12 protein-coding genes are annotated in these 21,708 nt (G+C 72.3%); 7 read left to right on the plus strand and 5 right to left on the minus strand.

From position 1 onward, the window contains the following. The first annotated feature begins 10 nt into the window (after nt 1-10). The 3 genes from AC07AB_RS33165 (at nt 11) to AC07AB_RS33175 (ending at nt 6,235) form a co-directional block, all read left to right on the plus strand. The gene (locus AC07AB_RS33165; RefSeq protein ID WP_478574908.1) at nt 11-1,360 is read left to right on the plus strand and encodes a carbohydrate ABC transporter permease; all 1,350 of its coding nucleotides are present in this window, start codon (nt 11-13) and stop codon (nt 1,358-1,360) included. Beyond that, a complete protein-coding gene (locus tag AC07AB_RS33170) occupies nt 1,357-2,253 on the plus strand; it encodes a carbohydrate ABC transporter permease (protein WP_478574910.1) in 897 nt (298 codons plus the stop codon). The genes AC07AB_RS33165 and AC07AB_RS33170 overlap by 4 nt, the downstream gene beginning before the upstream one ends. A gap of 271 nt (nt 2,254-2,524) precedes the next feature. After that, nucleotides 2,525-6,235, plus strand: coding sequence for a bifunctional glycosyltransferase/CDP-glycerol:glycerophosphate glycerophosphotransferase (locus AC07AB_RS33175; RefSeq protein ID WP_478574913.1), 3,711 nt, complete (start codon nt 2,525-2,527; stop codon nt 6,233-6,235). Nucleotides 6,236-6,312: 77 nt separating this feature from the next. Here AC07AB_RS33175 and AC07AB_RS33180 read toward each other — a convergent pair whose 3' ends face one another. Next, nucleotides 6,313-7,845, minus strand: a complete 1,533-nt coding sequence (locus tag AC07AB_RS33180) for a glycosyltransferase family 39 protein (RefSeq protein WP_478574915.1) — start codon at nt 7,843-7,845, stop codon at nt 6,313-6,315. A gap of 115 nt (nt 7,846-7,960) precedes the next feature. After that, complete coding sequence (locus AC07AB_RS33185; protein WP_478574918.1) at nt 7,961-12,955, minus strand: NAD-glutamate dehydrogenase; 4,995 nt, start codon at nt 12,953-12,955, stop codon at nt 7,961-7,963. Between the two features lie 428 nt (nt 12,956-13,383). On the opposite strand from AC07AB_RS33185, the gene AC07AB_RS33190 reads away from it, so the two are divergent. After that, the gene (locus AC07AB_RS33190; RefSeq protein ID WP_478574921.1) at nt 13,384-13,950 is read left to right on the plus strand and encodes a DJ-1/PfpI family protein; all 567 of its coding nucleotides are present in this window, start codon (nt 13,384-13,386) and stop codon (nt 13,948-13,950) included. 220 nt (nt 13,951-14,170) lie between these two features. Here the strand turns inward: AC07AB_RS33190 and AC07AB_RS33195 are convergent, their stop codons facing one another. Together AC07AB_RS33195 and AC07AB_RS33200 are read right to left on the minus strand one after the other, a co-directional pair. Then, complete coding sequence (locus AC07AB_RS33195) at nt 14,171-14,845, minus strand: HAD family hydrolase (protein ID WP_478574924.1); 675 nt, start codon at nt 14,843-14,845, stop codon at nt 14,171-14,173. 27 nt (nt 14,846-14,872) lie between these two features. Then, the gene (locus AC07AB_RS33200) at nt 14,873-15,379 is read right to left on the minus strand and encodes a DUF6912 family protein (RefSeq protein ID WP_478574927.1); all 507 of its coding nucleotides are present in this window, start codon (nt 15,377-15,379) and stop codon (nt 14,873-14,875) included. A gap of 293 nt (nt 15,380-15,672) precedes the next feature. Here AC07AB_RS33200 and AC07AB_RS33205 point away from each other — a divergent pair, with 293 nt between their 5' ends. Beyond that, nucleotides 15,673-16,179, plus strand: coding sequence for an Rv3235 family protein (locus AC07AB_RS33205; protein ID WP_478574930.1), 507 nt, complete (start codon nt 15,673-15,675; stop codon nt 16,177-16,179). Between the two features lie 237 nt (nt 16,180-16,416). Here the strand turns inward: AC07AB_RS33205 and secA are convergent, their stop codons facing one another. Next, nucleotides 16,417-19,281, minus strand: coding sequence for a preprotein translocase subunit SecA (secA, locus tag AC07AB_RS33210; RefSeq protein ID WP_478574933.1), 2,865 nt, complete (start codon nt 19,279-19,281; stop codon nt 16,417-16,419). 312 nt (nt 19,282-19,593) lie between these two features. On the opposite strand from secA, the gene AC07AB_RS33215 reads away from it, so the two are divergent. Together AC07AB_RS33215 and AC07AB_RS33220 are read left to right on the plus strand one after the other, a co-directional pair. Further along, complete coding sequence (locus AC07AB_RS33215; RefSeq protein ID WP_478574936.1) at nt 19,594-20,187, plus strand: GNAT family N-acetyltransferase; 594 nt, start codon at nt 19,594-19,596, stop codon at nt 20,185-20,187. A gap of 67 nt (nt 20,188-20,254) precedes the next feature. Continuing rightward, nucleotides 20,255-21,460 carry a winged helix-turn-helix domain-containing protein gene (locus AC07AB_RS33220; protein WP_478574939.1) on the plus strand — a complete coding sequence of 402 codons (1,206 nt, stop codon included), beginning with the start codon at nt 20,255-20,257 and terminating at the stop codon, nt 21,458-21,460. Nucleotides 21,461-21,708: the final 248 nt, after the last annotated feature.

The following is a 21,708-nucleotide window of genomic DNA, read 5'->3' on the forward strand; positions in this document are numbered from 1 at the left end:
GGCTCGCACGATGTCGACCGCGACAGCGGGCGGCGCGGCGGCCCCTGGCCCCGTACCGCCCGCGAAGAAGAGCAGGAGCGTGCTCGGCACCCGGCCGTGGGTGGCGGCCTGCTTCCTGCTGCCGGCGCTGGCGCTGCTCGGCGCCCTCGTCGTCTACCCCATCGGCTATTCGGTCTACCGCAGCCTGTTCGACTCGTCGGGCAACGGCTTCGTGGGCGTCGACAACTACCAGGAGGTCTTCACCGACGAGCGCATCCGCACGGCGCTGAAGAACAACGTCATCTGGGTGGTGGTGGCGCCCTCGGTGGCCACCGCCCTCGGGCTGATCTTCGCGGTGCTCACCGAACGGGTGCGCTGGGGAACGGCGTTCAAGCTGGTGGTCTTCATGCCGATGGCCATCTCGATGCTGGCCGCGGGCATCATCTTCCGGCTGGTGTACGAGCAGGACCCGGACCGCGGCGTCGCCAACGCGGCGTGGGTGGCGGTGCACGACACCTTCGCCGGGACGTCGGCGTTCCCGGGCGCGCATCCACGCCCGGACGCCGGGCTGACAGCGTCATCGAAAGGCTCGTACACGACCGGGGCGACGGTGCGGGCGGGCAGCCCGGTCGCGCTGCCGCTGGTCGCGGTCAAACCGTCGGACGTGAGCGGCGCGCGGCAGGCGGTCGCGGCCCGCGCGGTGCCGGGGAAGGTCACCGGCACGGTCTGGCGGGACGTCGTGCGGGGCGGCAGCGGTACGGACGGCACCATCGATCCGAGTGAGAACGCGCTCAAGGGCATCACGGTCGAGGCCGTCAAGGACGGGCGGACCGTCGCCTCGGCGAAGACCTCGGCGGACGGTACGTTCACGCTGCCGGCGTCCGCCGACGGAGCGCGGCTCCGGCTGCCGGGCGACAACTTCGCCGCTCCGTACAACGGCATCGACTGGCTCGGCCCGTCCCTGGTCACCCCGGCCATCATCGGCAGCTATGTGTGGATGTGGGCGGGGTTCGCGATGGTGCTGATCGCGGCGGGGCTGGCGAGCGTGCCGCGGGAGCTGATGGAGGCGGCCCGGGTCGACGGGGCGAACGAGTGGCAGGTCTTCCGCCGGGTGACGGTGCCGCTGCTGGCTCCGGTGCTGGCGGTCGTCATGGTCACGCTCATGATCAACGTGCTGAAGATCTTCGACCTCGTCTACATCATCGCGCCCGGCAACAGCCTCGACAACGCCAATGTGCTCGCGCTCCAGCTCTACCAGTCGTCCTTCGGCACCGACGTCAACCAGGGCATCGGCAGCGCCATCGCCGTCTTCCTGCTGCTGCTCGTGCTGCCGGTGATGCTGATCAACATCCGGCGGATGCGAAGGGAGCGCAGGCGATGACCGGCGTGAACACGGCCGTGGTGAACACCGCCGTACGGGCGAAGCGGTCGCTGCCGTCGCGGATCGCGGCGCGGGCGAGCGGCGGTGTGATGCGGGTCGTGCTGATCCTCGTCGGCCTCTTCTGGCTGATGCCGACGGTCGGCCTGCTGATCTCCTCGCTGCGCGACCGCTCCGACATCGCGGCCACCGGCTGGTGGAAGGTCTTCAGCCACCCGGCGCAGCTGACCTTCGACAGCTACAGCAGTCTGCTGAGCAACGACAAGGTGACGCACTCGCTGCTGACCACGGCGCTGATCACCGTCCCCGCGACGCTGCTGGTCGTGGTGGTCGGCTCGCTCGCCGGGTACGCCTTCGCCTGGCTCGAATTCCCGGGCCGCGACTGGTGGTTCATGGTCGTGGTCGGGCTGCTCGTGGTGCCCGTACAGGTCGCGCTCGTACCGGTGGCGAAGCTCTTCAACGCCGTGGGGATCTTCGAGACGACGCCGGGGGTGGTGCTCTTCCACACGGCCTTCGGGCTGCCCTTCGCGATCTTCCTGCTGCGGAACTTCTTCGCGGAGATCCCCCGCGAACTGCTGGAGGCGGCCCGGCTCGACGGCGCGGGCGAGGTGCGGCTGTTCACGCGGGTCGTGCTGCCGCTCGGCGGCCCGGCCATCGCCTCGCTCGGCATCTTCCAGTTCCTGTGGGTCTGGAACGACATGCTGATCGCCCTGATCTTCGCGGACAGCGGCAACCCGCCGATCACGGTCGCCCTCCAGCAGCAGGTCCGGCAGTTCGGCAGCAATATCGACGTCCTCGCGCCCGGCGCGTTCCTGTCGATGATCGTTCCGCTGGCCGTCTTCTTCGCCTTCCAGCGGCAGTTCGTGAGCGGGGTGATGGCGGGCGCGGTGAAGTGAGGGCGGGGCACGGAGGTATGCGGGGCGGGCTCGGCGAAGTGGGGGCGGCAGACGTACGGAGGTACGCGGGGCGGGCGCGGCGAAGTGGGGCGGCAGGCGTACGGGACGGGGCGGCAACCGGGTGTTCACCCCTGGGTCACCGGCCGATCACCCAGCGCCGCCACGACGGCTCACCCGATCGGCCCAGGCGAGGGTGACCGTAACGCCGATGGGGAGTTGAACCGTTCGCCCCGTACCTCATCGTCCGCCCGGAAAGAGTTGAATTGCCGCCATGTCGCCCCGGCTCACGGTCGTCGTCCCCGTGCACAACGGCGCGGAGCACCTGTGGGAGTGCCTGGCGTCGGTGGCCGCGCAGACCATGCGCGAGCTGGACGTGGTGGTGGTCGACGACGGGTCGACGGACGCGGGACCGAACATCGCGGCGGCGTTCGCGGAGCGGGACGGGCGCTTCCGTCTCGTGCGCCAGCACAGGGGCGGCACCGGCCACGCGCGCAACACGGGGACCCGGCACGCCGCGCCGGGCACGGAGTACCTGGCGTTCGTGGACAGCGCCGACGTACTGCCGCGGCGCGCGTACGAGCGGCTGGTCGGCCTCCTCGACGGGTCCGGCTCCGACTTCGCGACCGGCAACGTCTACCGGCTCACGGCGGCGGGCCGCAGCCAGGCGTGGCAGCACCGACATCTGAAGCGCACCCGGACCGCCACGCACATCACCGAGGACCTCGGCCTGCTGTCCGACCACACCGCCTGGAACAAGGTGTTCCGCCGCACCTTCTGGGACCGCCACCGCCTCGCCTTCCCCGAGGGCGTGCTGTACGAGGACACCCCGCTGACCATCCCGGCCCACTTCCTCGCCGAGGCCGTGGACGTACTGCACGAACACGTCTACTACTGGCGCGTCCGCGAGGGCGCCGGCCCCCGGCGGCGCACCGACCCCAGGGGGGTGCGCGACCGCCTCGCCTCCGTCGACTACGTCTCGCGCTTCCTCGCCGACCCCGCCAACACCCGCTGGTGGGCGCATAAGCGGGACTACGACCGCTCCGTGCTCACCGAGGACCTGACGCACTTCGTCGACCGGCTGCCGACGGCGGGCGACGACTACCGCGCCACCTTCATGGACCTGGCCCGGGACTGGGCGAGCCGCGTCGACCCGGAGCTCTTCAAGGAGCTGCCCGTCGATCTGCGCGTCAAGTGGCAGCTGATCCGGGAACGGCGGCTCGCGGAGCTGGTCGCCGTCCTCGAATACGAGCGGCGCAACGCCTCCGGCTTCCTCGTCCACGGCCTGCCGCTGCGCAAACGCGCCGTGCTCCCCGGCGCCGACGGCACGCCCGTACCGCTGCCGGCCTCCGTCACCCGGCTCGCTTCCGAGGACTTCCCGGTACGGGCCGGGGTGCGGGAAATCCTGTGGCGCGACGGCAAGTTGGTGGTGCGGGGCTACGCGTACATCCGCAACCTCGGCGCCCCCTCCCGGCTGCGGACCCTCAAGACGGCCCTGGTGACGTCCGGCCGGCACCGGCTGCTGGTGCCGCTGCGGACGGTGCACATGCCGGAGGCGACCCACAACTCCCGGCAGGAGCAGCACTGCTACGACTGGTCCGGCTTCGAGATCACCGTCGACCCCGAGCGGCTCGCGGACGACGAGCGGTGGCGGCCCGGCCGGTGGCAGGTCGACGTGGTCGTCGCCGCGTCCGGTGTGGTCCGCAGGGCCCCGCTGCGCTCGCTGGGCACCGGCTCCGGGGCGTGGCCGCCGCCGGGCGAACTCGGCGACGGCACCCGGCTGGTGCCCTGGTTCAGGAACGGCCGCCTGCTGCTGTCGGTGGAGTGGGCCGAGCGGCGGCTGACGGGCCACCGGGCGGTCGGCGGCGGGGAGATCGAGCTGGACATCACGGACGAGTCGGCCCGTGAGCCGGTCGCGCTCCGGCTCACCCACCGCGGCTCCGAAGCGGTGCTCGAATACCCGGTGGCCTGCCGTCTCGACGACTACGAGGGCGTACGGGCCACCGCCCGGCTCCGCCTCGCCGACCTCGCCGCGGCCCGGCCCGCGCCCGGCGAGCACCCCAAGGAGGTGCGGCTGCGGGACACCTCGTCCTGGGACCCGGTGCTCGTGCTCGCCGACTCCCGCACCGCCCGTATCGCCACCGCCGCGGCCCCGCGGCCCGGTCGCTACCCGCTGGCCGACGGCCGGGAGCTGATCGTCGCCGCCACCGCCGACGAGAACCTCGTCCTGCACGACCGCACCCCGCAGCCCATCGCGGACCGCGTCACCTGGCAGAACGACGGCACCCTGACCGTCGAGGGCGAACTGCCCGCCTCGGCCCCCGCCGAGCTGGAACTGGTGCTCCGGCACAGCACCCACGCGGCTGAAGTGACGTTCCCTTGCGAGCGCCGCGACGCGGACGGCGGCGCGCGGGACGGCAAGGGCACGGCTTCGGACGAGGCGACGGGCCCGGCCGAGCGGCCTCCAGCACCGGCGCGCGTCGCCGCCGCCGCGGGCTGCGGCGGCTGCTGCGAGTGCGGGGGCCGCGCCCCCGAGGGCGCGCCCGCCCGTTCGGGCCACCGCTTCGCCGCCGAGCTGAGGCCGGGGGCGGTGCCCACGCCGAGCGGGACGGTGCCGCTGCGGGAGGGCCGCTGGTATCTGTTCCTGCGGGCGCGCGCGGGGGGCGCGGCGGGGGCGCGGGACTCGGGTGAGGGGGTGCCCGTACGGCTCGCGCCGGGGCTGTTCGCGGGGCTGCCGGAGGCCCGTACGGTCGGCGGCAAGACCGTCACCGTCGACCGGCGCTTCCACGACCGGGTGTTCGTCGAGGCGGGGTCCGCCGTACCGCTCGCGGACCGGGGCCCGTACCGGCAGCGGCTGCTGCGGGAGCGGACGTACCCGGCGCGCGGCGCGCAGCCGCTGCGGGAGGCGGTGCTCTACTCCAGTTTCGGGGGCCGCCGGTACTCCGACTCGCCGCGCGCCGTCCATGAGGAGCTGGTGCGGCGCGGCACGGACGTCGAGCATCTGTGGGTGGTGCGCGACCTCCAGTTCGAAGTGCCGCCCACGGCCCGGGCGCTGGTCCTCGGCAGCGCCGAGTGGTACGAGGCGCTGGCCCGCAGCCGATGGGTCGTCACCAACACCGAGCTGCCGCCGTGGTTCCGCCGCCGGGAGGGCCAGTACGTCCTCCAGACCTGGCACGGCACCCCGCTCAAGCGCATCGGCGCGGACCTCGCCGGGACGCTCTGCGCCGAGCTCGCCCGCCCCGGACCGCGGCCGGACCCGGGAGCGCAGTGGAGCACGCTGCTGTCGCCCAACCCGCACAGCACCCGGGTGTTCCGGCGGGCCCTCGGCTACCAGGGCGAGATCGCCGAGACCGGGCTGCCCCGCACCGACGCCTTCTTCGCCGCCGACCGCGCCGAGCGGGCCGCGGCGCTGCGCCGGCGGCTGGGGATTCCGCGCGGCAAGCGCGTCGTGCTGTACGCGCCGACGCAGCGCGACGAGCGCGCGTACGACGCCGATCACTACCGGCTGCACCTGCCCCTGGACGTGGCGCGCGCCGAGGCCGCGCTGGGCGCGGACCATGTGCTGCTCGTACGGAGCCACCCGCTGGTCGCCGACGAGGTGCCGGCGCGCCGGGGGCCGTTCCTGCGGGACGTGTCGGCGCACCCCGACGCGGCCGGGGTGCTGCTGGCCGCCGACGTGCTGGTGACCGACTACTCCTCGCTGGCCGTCGACTTCGCCAACACGGGCCGCCCGCTGCTCTACCTCACCCCCGACCTGGCGCGCTTCCGGGACGCCGTGCGCGGCTTCGCCGTCGACTTCGAGGCGGAGGCCCCCGGGCCGCGGCTGTCCGGCACGGACGAACTCATCGACGCGCTGCGCGACGTGGACGGCGTGACCCGCCGGTACGCGGCCGCGTACCGGCGCTTCCGTGCCGCGTACTGCCCGCTGGACGACGGCGGGGCGAGCGCGCGGGCCGTGGACGGCCTGCTGTCGGCCGCTCCCTGAGCGGGCCGACGGGGCGGCAGTGGCGTGCGGGAACCGGGCGGCCTGGGCGGCCCGGCGGCCGTCCCCCGGACAGGACGTCAGCGGCGTACGTACAGCGCGACGGAGCCGCCGGGCGCGTACACCACCGATTTCCGGGTGAAGAGGCTGTCGAGCACGGCGGTGCGGCCCCCCTCGGCGCGGTCGGCGGCCCCGCTGTCCGAGACCACCCACACCCGGTCGAGCCCGGTCAGCCGGGTGCGCAGCTCGGCCGCGTCGGCGTCGGTGCCGTAGAGGGTGCCGGAGGCCGCGCCGGAGCGCAGCAGCGTCGCGTCGCGCACCCCGGCGAAGTCGCGCGGGTAGGCGAGGGCGGCCCGGCGCTCGTACGACGGGAAGAAGAGGGCCGTGTCGCCGGGCTTCGCGGCGCGCGCGAACGCGGACGCGACGGCCCCGAGGTCGTCCGCCCGGCTCGCGGGCAGGCGTTCGCGCTGCTGGATCGGCAGCTGCCACCACAGGGACGCCGCGATGGCGGCGGCGCCCGCCGCCGCGACGGTCCGCCGCCGGGGCAGCCGCCCGGCCAGGCGCTGCGCGCCGGCCGCGGCGAGCAGCGGCAGCCCGGCGAGGGAGTAGAGCAGATAGCGGTCGAGGAAGACCGGCTGCCACTGGGCGGCGGCGAAGAGCAGGGCGGGCGGTACGAGCACGAGGGGCAGGGCCACGGCGGCCAGGTCCAGGCGTCCGGGGCGGGGCAGCGGGCGGGCCAGGGCGACGGCGGCGAGCAGCAGGTTGACGGCGAGGACGAGGGAGCTGGGGCCCGCGAACTCGCGCAGCAGCGCCCCGGCGTCGGCGAGGTGCGGTGTCCGTATCCAGGAGATCTGGCCGCTCTGCCGCAGCGAGAGCAAGGCCGGCGGCGCGAGCACCGCCACCGCGGCGGCGGCCGCGCGGAGCCAGCCGCGCCAGATCCGGGCGGGCGCGCGGGAGAGCAGCAGGGTCGTGGCGTGCGCGGCGAGGAGCAGCACCGCGAACTCGTGCAGGCAGAACGTCACCGCGCACACGGCGCCGTAGCCGGCCCAGCGGCGCCGCGTTCCCGGGCCTCCCCCGCCGGGGCGCTGCCCGGCGGCGCGGACCAGCAGCCAGGTGGCGAGCGCCGCGCCGACGGCGACGAGCGCGTACGAGCGGCCCTCCTGCGCGTAGTGGCCGGCCAACGGCGTCACGGCGTACAGCAGCCCGGCCCAGAGGCCGACCCGGGGGCGGGCCAGGCGGCAGCCGATGGCGGCGACGAGTCCGGCGGTGCACGCGGCGGCGAGCACGGAGGGGAGCCGCAGCGCGACCTCGTCGGCGCGGACGGCGAGGACGGCGTGCATCAGCAGGTAGTAGAGGCCGTGCACGGCGTCGACGTGGCCGAGCGCGTGCCACAGTTCGGGCAGCGAGCGCCGGGCCAGCTGGAAGGTCGCGCCCTCGTCCCGCCACATCGCGCGCCGGTCCAGGCCCCACAGGCCGAGGCCGAGCATGACGGCGGCGGGCAGCAGGACGGCGGTGGCGGCGGCCCGCCGGGAGGGCACGGCGGCGGTGCGGTCGGTGCGGAGGGGCCGTACACGCCCGGCGGTCGTCGCCGCCGGTGCGGTGGATCCGTACATGGAACGATTCTGCGTGCCCAGTCGCACTATCTGCTCATACGACAGGCACGGGCCGCCCGGGGAAACCGGGCGGCCCGTAGCTCTCATGCGGCGGCTACCGCGAGGACATCGCGTGTTAGCTGTGCGTACGCAGCATCGTCCGCATCGTCCGCATCGCGACCGACAGGTTCGCGAGGTCGAAGGCGTCCGAACCCTGGATCTCGTCCAGCGTCGTCCGCGCCCGGCCCAGGATCGCCGCGTTCTTCTCCTCCCACGCCTTGAAGCGCTGCTCGGGCGTCGAGGTCCCGTTGCCCACCGACAGCACATCGGAGGTGAGCGCCGCGTGCGCCGCGTACAGGTCCTCGCGGATGGAGGCGCGGGCCATCGACTGCCACCGGTCGGTGCGCGGCAGCTCGATGATCCGGTCCATCAGCTTGGTGATCGCCAGCCGGTCGCCCACGTCGTAGTAGACCTCCGCGACGTCCAGCGCCTCCTTGCCCGTACGGTCCGCGATCGCGACGACGTCCAGCGCCGGGAAGACGGAGGAGAACCCCGCGACGCGCTCCGCGAGCTCCGCCGGCACCCCGGTCTCGACGAGCTCGTCGCGGATGGACTGCCACCAGTCCTGGTCGGCGCCGCGCAGCAGCTTGGGCAGCTCGGCCCAGACGCCCCGCACCCCGTCCCGGAAGAACTCGATGGTCTCGGCGAGCTGCACCGGCTGCGGCCGGTTGTTGAGCAGCCACCGGGTGCCGCGCTCCACGAGGCGGCGCGAGTGCAGCCGGATGCGGGTCTGGACGCCGGCGGGCACCTTGTTGTCGAGCGCCTCGACCTCGTCCCAGACCGAGCCGAGCCCGAAGATCTCCCGGGCCGCGGTCTGCGCCCGCACGATCTCCTCCAGCGAGGCCCCGGTCTCCTCCCGCAGCCGGTGCAGGAAGGTCGAGCCGCCGCTGTTGACGGTGTCGTTGACCAGCACCGTCGTGACGATCTCGCGGCGCAGCGCGTGCTTGTCGATGCGCTCGCCGAACGCGTCGCGCAGCTCCTGCGGGAAGTAGGCGTGCAGCAGCCGCTGGAGGTACTCGTCGTCGGGCAGCTCGGTGGCCAGCAGCTCCCTGGACGCCGTGATCTTGATGTAGGCGAGCAGCACCGCCAGTTCCGGCTGGGTCAGCCCGCGCCCGGAGCTGACCCGCTCGCGGATCTGCCGGTCGGTGGGCAGGAACTCCAGCGCGCGGTCCAGGTTCCCGTCGCGCACCAGGCGGCGCATGATCCGCTGGTGGGCGTGGAGCAGGCTGGGCGCCTGGGCGGCCGCGTTGGACAGGGCCACGTTCTGCGCGTAGTTGTTGCGCAGCACCAGGGCGCCGACCTCGTCGGTCATCTGCGCGAGGGTCTTGTTGCGCTGCTTGACCGTGAGGTCGCCGTCGGCGACGGCCGTGTTGAGCAGGATCTTGATGTTCACCTCGTGGTCCGAGGTGTCCACGCCCGCGCTGTTGTCGATCGCGTCCGTGTTGATCCTGCCGCCGGTGGACTCCGGGCCGCCGCTCAGCGCGAACTCGACGCGGCCGAGCTGGGTCAGCCCCAGGTTCCCGCCCTCGCCGACGACGTGCACCCGCAGGTCCGCGCCGTCCACCCGGATCGCGTCGTTGGCCTTGTCGCCGACGTCCGCGTGCGACTCGGTGGACGCCTTGACGTACGTGCCGATGCCGCCGTTCCACAACAGGTCGACCTGCGCCTTGAGGATCGCCTTCATCAGCTCGGCGGGGGTCATCTTGGAGACGCCCGCCGCGATGCCGAGGGCCTCCCGCACCTGCGCGTTGATGGGAATGGACTTCGCCGAGCGGGGGTGGATGCCACCGCCCTTGGAGAGCAGTTCGGTGTTGTAGTCCGCCCAGGACGAGCGGGGCAGCTCGAAGAGGCGGCGGCGCTCGGCGTACGAGGTGGCCGCCGTCGGCTTCGGGTCGAGGAAGATGTGCCGGTGGTCGAAGGCGGCCACCAGGCGGATGTGCTCGGAGAGCAGCATGCCGTTGCCGAACACGTCGCCGGACATGTCGCCGACGCCGACGACCGTGAAGTCCTCGCGCTGCGTGTCGTGGCCCAGCTCCCCGAAGTGCCGCTTGACGGACTCCCAGGCGCCGCGGGCGGTGATGCCCATGCCCTTGTGGTCGTAGCCCGCCGAGCCGCCGGAGGCGAAGGCGTCGCCGAGCCAGAAGCCGTACGACTCGGCGACCTCGTTGGCGATGTCGGAGAAGGTCGCGGTGCCCTTGTCGGCGGCGACGACGAGATATGTGTCGTCCTCGTCGTGGCGGACGACGCCCTTGGGGTGCACGACCTCGCCGCCGACCAGGTTGTCGGTGATGTCGAGCAGGCCGGAGATGAACGTCTTGTAGCTGGCGACGCCCTCGGCCAGCCACGCGTCGCGGTCCACCGACGGGTCGGGCAGCCGCTTGCCGACGAAGCCGCCCTTCGCGCCGACCGGCACGATGACGGTGTTCTTCACCATCTGCGCCTTGACCAGGCCGAGCACCTCGGTACGGAAGTCCTCGCGCCGGTCGGACCAGCGCAGCCCGCCGCGCGCGACCTTGCCGAAGCGCAGGTGCACGCCCTCGACGCGGGGCGAGTACACCCAGATCTCGTACGCGGGGCGCGGCGCCGGCAGGTCCGGGATGGCCTGCGGGTCGAGCTTGATGGACAGATAGCCGTGCGGCCGGCCGTCCTCGCCCAGCTGGAAGTGGTTGGTGCGCAGCGTGGCCTTGATGACGGTGAGGAAGGACCGCAGGATGCGGTCCTCGTCCAGCGACACGACCTGGTCGAGGGCGCCGTCCAGCTCCTCCAGCAGACCGTCGATCAGCTCGTGCCCGGCGCGCTGGCGCTCGGGGGCCATCCGGGCCTCGAAGAGGTTCAGCAGCAGCCGTGTGGTGTGCACGTTGGTGCTGAGGGTGTCCTCCATGTACGCCTGGCTGAACGTCGACCCGGCCTGCCGCAGGTACTTCGCGTACGCGCGCAGCACCATGGCCTGCCGCCAGTCGAGGCCGGCCCGCAGCACCAGGTTGTTGAAGTTGTCGTTCTCCGCCCGGCCGGTCCACACCGCCGCGAAGGCCTCCTGGAACCGCTCGCGCGCGTCGTCGCCCGCCATGTGCTCGGGCATCCGCAGACCGAAGTCGTAGATCCACGCGGTGGACCGGTCCGAGCAGCGCAGCTCGTACGGGCGCTCGTCGACGACCTCGACGCCGAGCCGCTGGAGCACGGGCAGCACCGCGGAGAGCGAGACCGGCTCACCGGTGCGGTAGATCTTGAAACGGCGCTCGCCGACGGCCGCGCCCACCGGCTCGTACAGGCTGAGCGCGAAATCGTGGTCACCGCCCGCCGTGGTGAGCTTCTCCAGGTGCTGGAGGTCGGAGACCGCGGCGCGCGGCGCGTGGTCGGCCTTGTAGCCCTCGGGGAACGCCTGGCCGTAGCGGCGCAGCAGCTCCGCGGCGCGCTCCTCGCCGACCTCCGCGGTCAGCGCCTCGGCGAAGCCGTCGGCCCAGGACCGGGCGGCCTCCACCAACCGGGCCTCGATACGGTCGACATCGGCGTCCGTGAGGTCCAGGAGGGCGGCGCCCGGCTCGACCCGGACGACGAAGTGCAGCCGGGAGAGGACCGACTCGGTGTTCCACGCGGTGTAGTCGACGCTGATGCCGCCGAGCTCTTCCTTGAGGATGTCGATCAGCCGCAGCCGCACGCCGGTGGTGTAGCGGTCGCGGGGCAGGTAGACGAGGGCGGAGTAGTAGCGCCCGTACTCGTCCTGGCGCAGGAACAGCCGCAGCCGGCGGCGCTCCTGGAGGTAGAGGACGGAGGTGGCGATGGAGCGCAGCTCGTCGGCCGGGGTCTGGAACAGCTCGTCGCGCGGGTAGGTCTCCAGGATCTGGAGCAGGTCGCGGCCGTCGTGGCTGTCCGGGGTGAAGCCCGCGTCCGCGAGGACCTGGGCGACCTTGCGGCGGACCACGGGGACGCGGCGCACGGACTCGGTGTACGCGGCGGAGGAGAACAGGCCCAGGAAGCGGCGCTCGCCCGTGACGTTGCCGTCGGCGTCGAACTTCTTCACCCCGACGTAGTCGAGGTAGGAGGGGCGGTGCACGGTGGCGCGGCTGTTGGCCTTGGTCAGGACGAGCAGCTTGTGCTCGCGGGCCTTGGCGCGGGCGTCGGCGGGCAGCCGGCTGAAGGACGGCGACGCCGGGCGGGTGAGGTGGGAGTGGAGCGGACCGGCGTGGTGGCCCTCGTTCTGGTGCGAGGGGTCGGCGCGCAGGATGCCGAGGCCGGTGCCGGGGACGGCGGTGAGCGCGTCCTCCTCGTCACCGTTGTTCTCGGCCGTCACCAGTTCGTACTCGCGGTAGCCGAGGAAGGTGAAGTGGTCGGCGGCGAGCCAGCGGAGCAGTTCCTGGGCCTCGGTGACGTCCTGCTGGTCGACGTCGTCGGTCGGCTCGGCGGGCAGGCCGTCGGCGAGGCGCTGCGCGGCCTCCCGCATCTTCTGCCAGTCCTCGACGGTCTCGCGGACGTCGGACAGGACGCGCAGCAGGTCGGAGGTGATCTGCTTGAGGTCGCCGCGGTCGGTCTCGCGGTCGATCTCGACGTGGATCCAGGACTCGGTCAGCGCATCGTGCGCAAGCCCCGCGTCCGAGCCCCCGCCGTGGCTGTCGCAGTTGTTGCCGATGATCTCCAGCAGCTTGCCGGTGACATCGCGGCGGACGATCACCTGCGGGTGGATCACGATGTGGATGCCGCGACCCTGGCGGGAGAGCTCATTGGTGACGGAGTCCACGAGGAACGGCATGTCGTCGGTGACGACCTCGACGACGGAGTGGGAGCACGTCCAGCCGTTCTCCTCGACCGTCGGGGTGTGCACCCGGACGTTGGCCGTGCCCTGCGGCCTGGTTTCAGCCAGCCGGTAGTGGGAAAGTGCAGCACCGAAGACGTCGTCCGGGTCACGGCCGATGAGGTCTTCGGGCGCGGTGTGCAGGTAGTAACGCTGGAGGTACGCGGCACGGGTCTCCGGGTCGAGACCCTGCACCGGATGTGGACTCCCGGCAGGGGTGATCTCGGCGACCCGGGCGGCCCGTGCGAGCAGCTCGGCCTTGGCTTCATCCAGCTTGGTCTGCATGTCCTCTGGCTCCTGTCGCGCGCCGTTGCGTGACATCGATGGCGGTGGCATCACGCCGCGGCACGGGGTGTCCGGTCGTAATCGACGTTATGCCGGAATGAGGGAAGACCGGGCCGTTCTCAGCCAATTTCGGGGAACGCACCCGGTTGAAGGAATCAGCGTCTGCCCGGGCACGGTGGTGCTCCGGGCGCAGGGCAGGGGCCTCGTCGCCCCCGCGAGATATCGCGCTGATCACCAGGTAAGGCTATCGCTCCTGACCGGGGGCCCGTCACGGGCCGTTTGTGTACAAAACCAGGGACCCAACTTGGACGTTCTGGACAGCGACACAGACCACATCCACACTCTTGACAAAGACGCCGAACAGCTGCGGCGGAGCGGCGCCGAGCACGGTGAGTACCGACAGCACTGACACCACGGAGGCGGACGCCATGACGGCGAGGATCCTGATCGTGACCGGGGACGCGGCCGAGTCCCTGGAGGTGCTCTACCCGTACCAGCGGCTCCGCGAGGAGGGGTACGAGGTCGATATCGCCGCCCCGACCCGTAAGAGGCTGCGGTTCGTGGTGCACGACTTCGAGGACGGTTTCGACACATATACGGAGAAACCGGGCTATACCTGGCCCGCCGACCTGGCCTTCACGGAGGTGGACCCCGGCGCGTACGCGGCGCTGGTGGTACCGGGCGGACGGGCTCCGGAGTACCTGCGCAACGACGCGGAGCTGCGCAAGATCCTCAAGGCGTTCTTCGACGCCGACAAGCCGGTGGCGCAGATCTGCCACGGCCCGCTGATCACCGCCGCCGTCGGCGGCCTGGGCGGCCGTCGCGTCACGTCCTACCCGGCGCTGGAACTGGACATGCAGGCCGCCGGGGCGGAGTTCCAGGACGCCGAGGTGGTCGTGGACGGCACACTGGTCTCGTCCCGCGCCTGGCCGGACCACTCGGCGTGGATGCGCGAATTCCTGACGGTGCTACGGGCGAAGGCACCGGTGACGTAGCCCAAGCCATCCCAGCCTGGTCGGCGTCGGAGGCCCCTTGACGCCGACCGGTGCGAGCCACACCAACAAGCCTGTCCGGCGCTTGAGGACGTCTTTAACACCCATCCACTCAGGCACCCACCCCCAGCCCGTCCGGCGCTTGAGGACACCCTGACACCGGCCGGCGCAAGGCCGCACCAAGCCACGGCCCCATCAAGCCCGTCCGGCGCTTGAGGACACGTCACGGGAGCCCCGCGGCCACCAGCTCCTCCGCCACCGACACCGCCTCAGCCAGACTGTCCACCACCGGAACCCCGGCCTCCGCCAAGCTGGCCCGGCTGTGCGACCCCCCGGTGTAGAGCACCGCCATGGCACCCGCCCCCCGCGCGGCCTCGGCGTCGTCGAGCGCGTCGCCGATCACCACCGTGCGCCCCGCCCGTACGCCCTCCAGCGCCGTGAGATGGCGCCCCATGTGCTCCGTCTTGCTGCCGCCGGAAGGGCCCCGGCGCCCCTCGACGCGCACGAAGCGCGGTTCGATGCCGAAGCCCCGTACCAGCGGGACCAGGTCGTCGTGGCCGTGCATGGACAGGATCGACTGCGTGCCGCCCGCCCCCTGCCAGCACTCCAGCAGCGACTCGGCCCCCTCCGCCAGCGCGCACCGCTCCAGGTGGCCCCGGTAGTGCCGGTGGAAGACGATGTCCATGTGGTCCCACTCGGCCCGGGTGGGGAGCCGCCCCAGCAGCCGTTCGTAGAAGCGCGGAATCGGCACGCGGTACAGCTCGCGGTAGCGGTCCAGCGTGATCGGCTCCAGGCCGATCTCCGCGAAGGCGGCGTTCGTCGCCGACATCACCGCGTCGATGTCGTGGAAAAGCGTGCCGTTCCAGTCCCAGACGATGTGTGCAGTGCGCGTCCCCATGTCCAGACGGTACCCAGTAGCCGGGGTTCACCCGACGATGGTGGGGATCTCCTGCGTCGCGAACCAGAGCAGTTCGTGGTCCTCGGCACCGTCCACGGTGAACTGCGCGTCGTCGTCGCCGTGGTCCGCGGCGCCCAGCGCGGCGGCCGCGGCCGTGATGTCCGCCTCGGCCTCACCGGCGTCCACGTGCACCGCGGCGGCCTTGGACAGCGGTACCGCCGAGGCGAGCCGCACCTCGCCGATCGCGGACTGGTCGAGCCCGCGGTCCGGGTCGGCCACCGCGTCCTTGTCCGGCACGTCGACCGCGACGACGACACGCTTGCGAGCCGCCGCCGGATCGGCGGCGAGGCGGCGCAGGGACGCCTGCGCGGCGCGGCTGAGCGCCGCGTACTCCAGCTCCTCGATGTCGTCGGAGACGTACCACTCGCGCAGCGCGGGCGTGACGGCGTAGGCGTGCAGCGGAGCCGGGCCGACCTCGCCCGCCTGGTGCGCCGCGGCGAGGCCGGGGAGGGTCAGGGGGACGTAGACGCGCATGACCGCCGCTTTCCTCAAGGCTTACGAATACCGGGCCAGCATACGGGCGTGCGTCCCCCTTCGGGGTGCCGGGACGTGCGGCGTGCGGACGCCCGTACGACCCCCGTGAGCTGCCTGCTCACGGCGGCGCAACGTGCCGGACACCGGCCGACCACCCCTGATAGGTGAATTCCCGGGGGTACCGAGGGTGCCGGTGACGCCCTTGTCGCCGCCGGAAGGGCACGGATAGAAGAATCCCGACGGAAGCTACTGCCCGGTATCAGCACCGGGCCGGCCCGACGGGGGCGAACAGCGTGAACAGGACGACTACCAGCAGGACGATCGTCAGCAGGACGATCGTCAGTAGGACGCCTGCCGGTAAGACCGGCAAGACCGGCGGCAGGCCCGCCGGGTCCACCGCCCCGCCCCGCCGCAGCGACGCGCGGCGCCCCGGCGCGGACCTCGCGGCCCGGCGGCGCGAGCTGGAACGGCTGCCCCGCTACTGGTTCGCCAACCGGCTGCTGCTCACCCTGAGCGGCCAGCGGCCCGCGCACTGGATGCTCGGCCACACCCTGGGCACCGCCTACGACCGGATCATCGAGCTGGCCCCGCAGGCACCGCTGCGGCCGGCGTCGCCGGGCGGCAGCACCCCGGTCGTACGCCACTGCGACGAGTTCCGCCCCCGGTCCGGAGTGATCGAGGCGTTCGCCCGGATCGCCTCCGGCGACCGCGTACGGGCGCTGGCCTTCCGTCTGGAGCGCGGCGCCGACCAACGGTGGCGCTGCTCGGCGGTCGAACTGGGCGAGCCCGCCCGCACCTGAACGCGCGCACCTGAACACCTGCGTCTGACCGCCCGCCCCCGCGCCTACGGGCGGAAACGCGAAGCGGGGGGGGGGGGGGGGGGGGGGGCCCCCCCCCCCCCCCCCCCCCCCCCCCCCCAGTTCTTTCTTTTTCTCCCCCCCCCCCCCCTTCCCCCCCTTCTCTTCAGGGGAGCACCTGGAAGCGGGGTGGGACACGACCTCGTGTCCCACCCCGCACCCGACTGCCCTGCCCGCCGGTTACTTCTTGCGGCGCCGCCCGCCGCCGTTGCCGCCGCCCTTCTGGGCCTTGCGGCGCTCGGCGCGCGTCAGACCGTCCGACTCGGAACGGGCCGGGGCGTCGTCACTGGTGAAGTCGCCCTCCACGACGCCGCCCTCGCCGTCCACGGTCGGGGCGGAGAAGTGCAGCCGGTCCGGGCGCTGCGGGGCGTCGAGCCCCTTGGCGTGGATCTCGGGCCGCTGCCCGGCCGGCACGGCCTCCTGCACGTCCTTCTCCAGCGACGTCGGCCCCTCCGCGTCCTCGACCGGGACCTCCTCGACCTGCTGCTCGACCTGGACCTCCAGGTTGAACAGATAGCCGACGGACTCCTCCTTGATGCCCTCCATCATGGCGTTGAACATGTCGAAGCCCTCGCGCTGGTACTCGACCAGCGGGTCCTTCTGCGCCATGGCGCGGAGGCCGATGCCCTCCTGGAGGTAGTCCATCTCGTAGAGGTGCTCACGCCACTTGCGGTCCAGTACGGAGAGCACGACGCGGCGCTCCAGCTCGCGCATGATGTCGGAGCCCAGCTCCTCCTCGCGCGCCTCGTACTGGGCGTAGATGTCGTCGGTGATGGACTCGGCGATGAAGTCGGCGGTGATGCCCGCACGGTCCCCGGCCGCCTCCTCCAGCTCCTCCACCGTGACCTTCACCGGGTAGAGCTGCTTGAACGCGCCCCACAGCCGGTCGAGGTCCCACTCCTCGGCGAAGCCCTCGACGGTCTCCGCCTGGATGTAGGCGTCGATGGTGTCGTCCATGAAGTGCTTGATCTGCTCCTGGAGGTCCTCGCCCTCCAGGACGCGGCGGCGCTCGCCGTAGATGACCTCGCGCTGGCGGTTGAGGACCTCGTCGTACTTCAGGACGTTCTTACGGGTCTCGAAGTTCTGCTGCTCGACCTGGGACTGCGCCGAGGCGATGGCGCGGGTGACCATCTTGTTCTCGATCGGCACATCGTCCGGAACGTTGGCCATGGCCATCACGCGCTCGACCATCGCGGCCTTGAACAGGCGCATCAGGTCGTCGCCGAGCGACAGGTAGAAGCGGGACTCGCCCGGGTCGCCCTGACGGCCGGAACGGCCGCGCAGCTGGTTGTCGATACGGCGCGACTCGTGCCGCTCGGTGCCCAGTACGTACAGCCCGCCGAGGTCCTTGACCTCCTCGAACTCCGCCTTGACCGCGGTCTCGGCCTTCTCCAGGGCGGCGGGCAGCGCGGCGGCCCACTCCTCGGCGTTGTCCACGGGGTCCAGGCCGTACTGGCGCAGCTCGGCCTCGGCGAGGTCGTCGGGGTTGCCGCCGAGCTTGATGTCCGTACCGCGGCCGGCCATGTTGGTGGCGACGGTGACGGCGCCCTTGCGGCCGGCCTGGGCGACGATCGACGCCTCCCGGTCGTGCTGCTTGGCGTTGAGCACCTCGTGCGGCACACCCCGCTTGGCGAGCTGCTGCGAGAGGTACTCGGACTTCTCGACGGAGGTGGTGCCGACCAGGATCGGCTGGCCCTTCTCGTGCTTCTCGGCGATGTCCTCGACCACGGCGGCGAACTTCGCCACCTCGGTGCGGTAGATCAGGTCGGACTGGTCGACGCGCGCGAGGTCCCGGTTGGTGGGGATGGGCACCACGCCGAGCTTGTAGATCTGGTGGAACTCGGCGGCCTCGGTCATGGCCGTACCGGTCATGCCGGAGAGGCCCGGGATCTTCTTGCCGCTCTGGTCATGGCGCTCGTAGAGGCGGAAGAAGTTCTGCAGGGTGATCGTGGCGAGCGTCTGGTTCTCGTCCTTGATGTCCACCCCTTCCTTCGCCTCGATCGCCTGGTGCATGCCCTCGTTGTAGCGGCGGCCGGCGAGGATACGGCCGGTGTGCTCGTCGACGATCATGACTTCGCCGTCCATGACGACGTAGTCCTTGTCCTTCTTGAAGAGCTCCTTGGCCTTGATGGCGTTGTTGAGGTAGCCGACGAGCGGGGTGTTGACCGACTCGTAGAGGTTGTCGATGCCCAGCCAGTCCTCGACCTTGGCGACGCCGGACTCGTGGATGGCGACGGTGCGCTTCTTCTCGTCGACCTCGTAGTCCCCGGTCTCCTCGACGCCCTTCTGCGGGTTGGCGGCCTCGCCCTTGGTGAGGCGGGTGACCAGCTTGGCGAAGTCGCCGTACCACTTGGTGGCCTGGTCGGCCGGCCCGGAGATGATCAGCGGCGTACGGGCCTCGTCCACGAGGATCGAGTCGACCTCGTCGACGATCGCGAAGTTGTGACCCCGCTGCACCAGTTCGTCCTTCGCCCACGCCATGTTGTCGCGCAGGTAGTCGAAGCCGAACTCGTTGTTGGTGCCGTACGTGACGTCCCGGTTGTACATGTCGCGGCGCTGAGCCGGGGTCATGTTGGCGAGGATGCAGCCGACCTCCAGGCCGAGGAACTGGTGCACCCGGCCCATCCACTCCGAGTCGCGCTCGGCCAGGTAGTCGTTGACCGTGATCAGGTGGACGCCCTTGCCGGACAGCGCGTTGAGGTAGGCGGGCAGCGTGCCGACGAGGGTCTTGCCCTCACCGGTGCGCATCTCGGCCACGTACCCCAGGTGCAGGGCCGCGCCGCCCATCAGCTGGACGTCGTAGTGGCGCTGTCCGAGCACGCGCTTGGCGGCCTCGCGGACGGTGGCGAAGGCCTCGGGCATCAGATCGTCGAGGCTCTCGCCGTCGGCGTAACGCTGCTTGTACTCGTCGGTCAGGGCGCGCAGCTCGGCGTCGGAGAGGTTGAGGAAATCCTCTTCGATGGAATTGACCTGGTCCGCGATGCGGTGCAGCTTGCGCAGGATCTTGCCTTCGCCTGCACGCATGAGCTTGTTGAAGACGGACACGTAGGCTGGCTCCTTGCCGGTCGGGCCTGGCACGGTCAGGTGCGCTGGCGCGGCATTTTTTCAAGGGGGCAGGCCCCACCGCAACGGCCATCGTAAGCGAGGACCCCACCGCGCCGGGAGGTCCGTCGCCGCGAAGGCCCGGTGTCACCCTCCCGTGCAACGAACAGCACCGGCCGAAGGTGCCGGGAGCGCGGTCGTCGCGGGGGCGGCGGGCGGACCGGAGCGGCGGGGCCCGGCGGGCGGGTACGGATGTCCGGCGGCGACGCGGGAATCCGTTCGCGCCGGGCGACGGCGGCAGCGCAGACTTCGCCCATGGAACCCGTGACCCTCGCCACCGAGCGCCTGGTGCTGCGCCCCCTGACCGACGCCGACGCCGAGGCCGTGCACGCCGCCTGCCAGGAGCCGGACATCCCGCGCTGGACCAGCGTCCCCTCGCCGTACACGCGCGAGGACGCCCGGGAATTCGTCGGGCGTGCGGCGCCGGCCGGCTGGCGGGACGACGCCACCTACACCTTCGGTGTTTTCGCGGCGGGCGACGGCGTCCTGGTGGGGGTCATGTCCCTGGTGCGGCTCGCGCAGCTCCCCGCACCCGAGCACCAGGCCGAACTCGGCTATTGGACCGCCAAGGAGCAGCGCGGTCGCGGCTACACCGCCGAGGCGGCGCGCGAGGTGATCCGCTGGGCCTTCGAGGACCTCGGCGTCGAACGCCTGGAGTGGCAGGCGGAGGCCGGCAACGAGGGCTCCCGCGCGGTCGCACTCAAGGCGGGCTTCCAGATGGAGGGCACCATGCGCTCGAAGAGCGTCTACGCGGGGGCCCGGCGGGATGTCTGGATCGGCTCCCTGCTGCCCTCGGACCTCGGCCGCCCGACGGCGACGCCGTACCTGCCGCACCCGGACCGGGACTGACCTGCCGTTCCCGGGCCGGGGCCGGAGGCACGGCCCGTTGTCAGTGGCCGCCCCTAGTGTGATCGGCATGACGACCACTGCCGCGAACGACCGCGGGCCCGCAGCCGGTACGCCCGAAGTGACGCTCTCCGCCGACGAAGCGCGGCGCATGGCGCTACGGGCGCAGGGGCTGCTGGGCGCACCGGACCGGCGGGCGGGGGTGCTCGGGGTGCTGCGGCAGCTGGGCGCGGTGCAGCTGGACACCATCTCGGTCCTGGCGCGCTCGCACGAGCTGGTGCCGTACGCGCGCCTGGGCGCGGTGGGCCGTACGTCCGTCGAGTCCGCCTACTGGTCGAAGACGCGCAGTTTCGAGTACTGGTCGCACGCGGCGTGCATCCTGCCGATCGAGGAGTGGCCGCAGTTCGCCTTCCGCCGGCGGGCCTGCCTCGCGCGCGGCTACCGCTGGCACGTGATGAAGAACTCCGAACGCTCCTGCTCGGCCGTACGGGACCAGCTCAAGGCGGAAGGCCCCCTGACGTCCACGGAGTTGGGCGGCGCCAAGAACGGCGGCGAGTGGTACGACTGGTCCGAGACGAAGATCGCGGTGGAGTGGCTGCTCGACACGGGCGAGGTCGTCTGCACCGAGCGGCGGGGCTGGAGGCGGGTGTACGACCTCGCCGAGCGTGCGATCCCGGCCGAGCTGCGCCACGACGACCTGGACGACGCCGAGTGCGTACGGCGGCTGGTCGCGCAGGCCGGCGCGGCGATGGGGGTGGCGACCCGGGCGGACCTCGCCGACTACCACCGGCTCAAGAGCGCGCAGGTGGACGCGGCGCTGGCGGACACGGGCCTGGTACCGGTCGAGGTGGCGGGGTGGGCCAAGCCTGCCTGGGCCGATCCGGCGGCTCTGGCCGCCGAGTCCTCGGCGAAGCGCGGCCGGCACCGCACGACGCTGCTCTCGCCGTTCGACTCCCTCGTCTGGGACCGCCCGCGCACGGAACGGATCTTCGGCTTCACCCACCGGCTGGAGGCGTACGTGCCCCGGCCCAAGCGGGTGCACGGGTACTTCGCGATGCCGCTGCTCGCGGGCGGGCGCCTGCTCGGCCGTGTGGACCCGGCCCGCGAGGGGACGGCCCTGGTGGCCCGTCAGGTATCGCTGACGGGCCGAACGGCGGTGGCCCCCATGGCGCAGGCGCTGCGGGAGGCGGCGGAGTGGGTGGGCTGCGACACGGTGCGCGTGGAGCGCTGCGACGACCCCGCCCTGGCCAAGGCCCTGGTCGACGCCCTCGCCTGACGACGCCGACCCCGTACCGCCGACCGCCCCCTACCGGCACAAGCGCCGAACCGGCCCGCACAACCACCGGCCGCCCCCGGCCCGTACAAGCACCCCCGCCCGAAGGCGCTGAGGGCCCGACACGGGCCGCCGGGCCCGGCTGATCGCCGTCCGGGGCCCGGGGCCTGATGCCAGGCCCAAGTGGCTGACGCCCGGACCGGATGACTGCCGACCGGGCCCCGGCGACTGGCGCCCAAGGGGCCAAGTGG

It is taken from the genome of Streptomyces sp. NPDC044033 (assembly GCF_056434425.1).

Coding starts and splice junctions, on each gene's coding strand:
- AC07AB_RS33195 (WP_478574924.1), bottom strand. CDS start 14,845: ATGGGGACGCGCACTGCACACATCGTCTGGGACTGGAACGGCACGCTT.
- AC07AB_RS33180 (WP_478574915.1), bottom strand. CDS start 7,845: ATGTACGGATCCACCGCACCGGCGGCGACGACCGCCGGGCGTGTACGG.
- AC07AB_RS33220 (WP_478574939.1), top strand. CDS start 20,255: ATGACGACCACTGCCGCGAACGACCGCGGGCCCGCAGCCGGTACGCCC.
- AC07AB_RS33175 (WP_478574913.1), top strand. CDS start 2,525: ATGTCGCCCCGGCTCACGGTCGTCGTCCCCGTGCACAACGGCGCGGAG.
- AC07AB_RS33215 (WP_478574936.1), top strand. CDS start 19,594: ATGGAACCCGTGACCCTCGCCACCGAGCGCCTGGTGCTGCGCCCCCTG.
- AC07AB_RS33190 (WP_478574921.1), top strand. CDS start 13,384: ATGACGGCGAGGATCCTGATCGTGACCGGGGACGCGGCCGAGTCCCTG.
- AC07AB_RS33165 (WP_478574908.1), top strand. CDS start 11: ATGTCGACCGCGACAGCGGGCGGCGCGGCGGCCCCTGGCCCCGTACCG.
- AC07AB_RS33200 (WP_478574927.1), bottom strand. CDS start 15,379: ATGCGCGTCTACGTCCCCCTGACCCTCCCCGGCCTCGCCGCGGCGCAC.
- AC07AB_RS33170 (WP_478574910.1), top strand. CDS start 1,357: ATGACCGGCGTGAACACGGCCGTGGTGAACACCGCCGTACGGGCGAAG.
- AC07AB_RS33185 (WP_478574918.1), bottom strand. CDS start 12,955: ATGCAGACCAAGCTGGATGAAGCCAAGGCCGAGCTGCTCGCACGGGCC.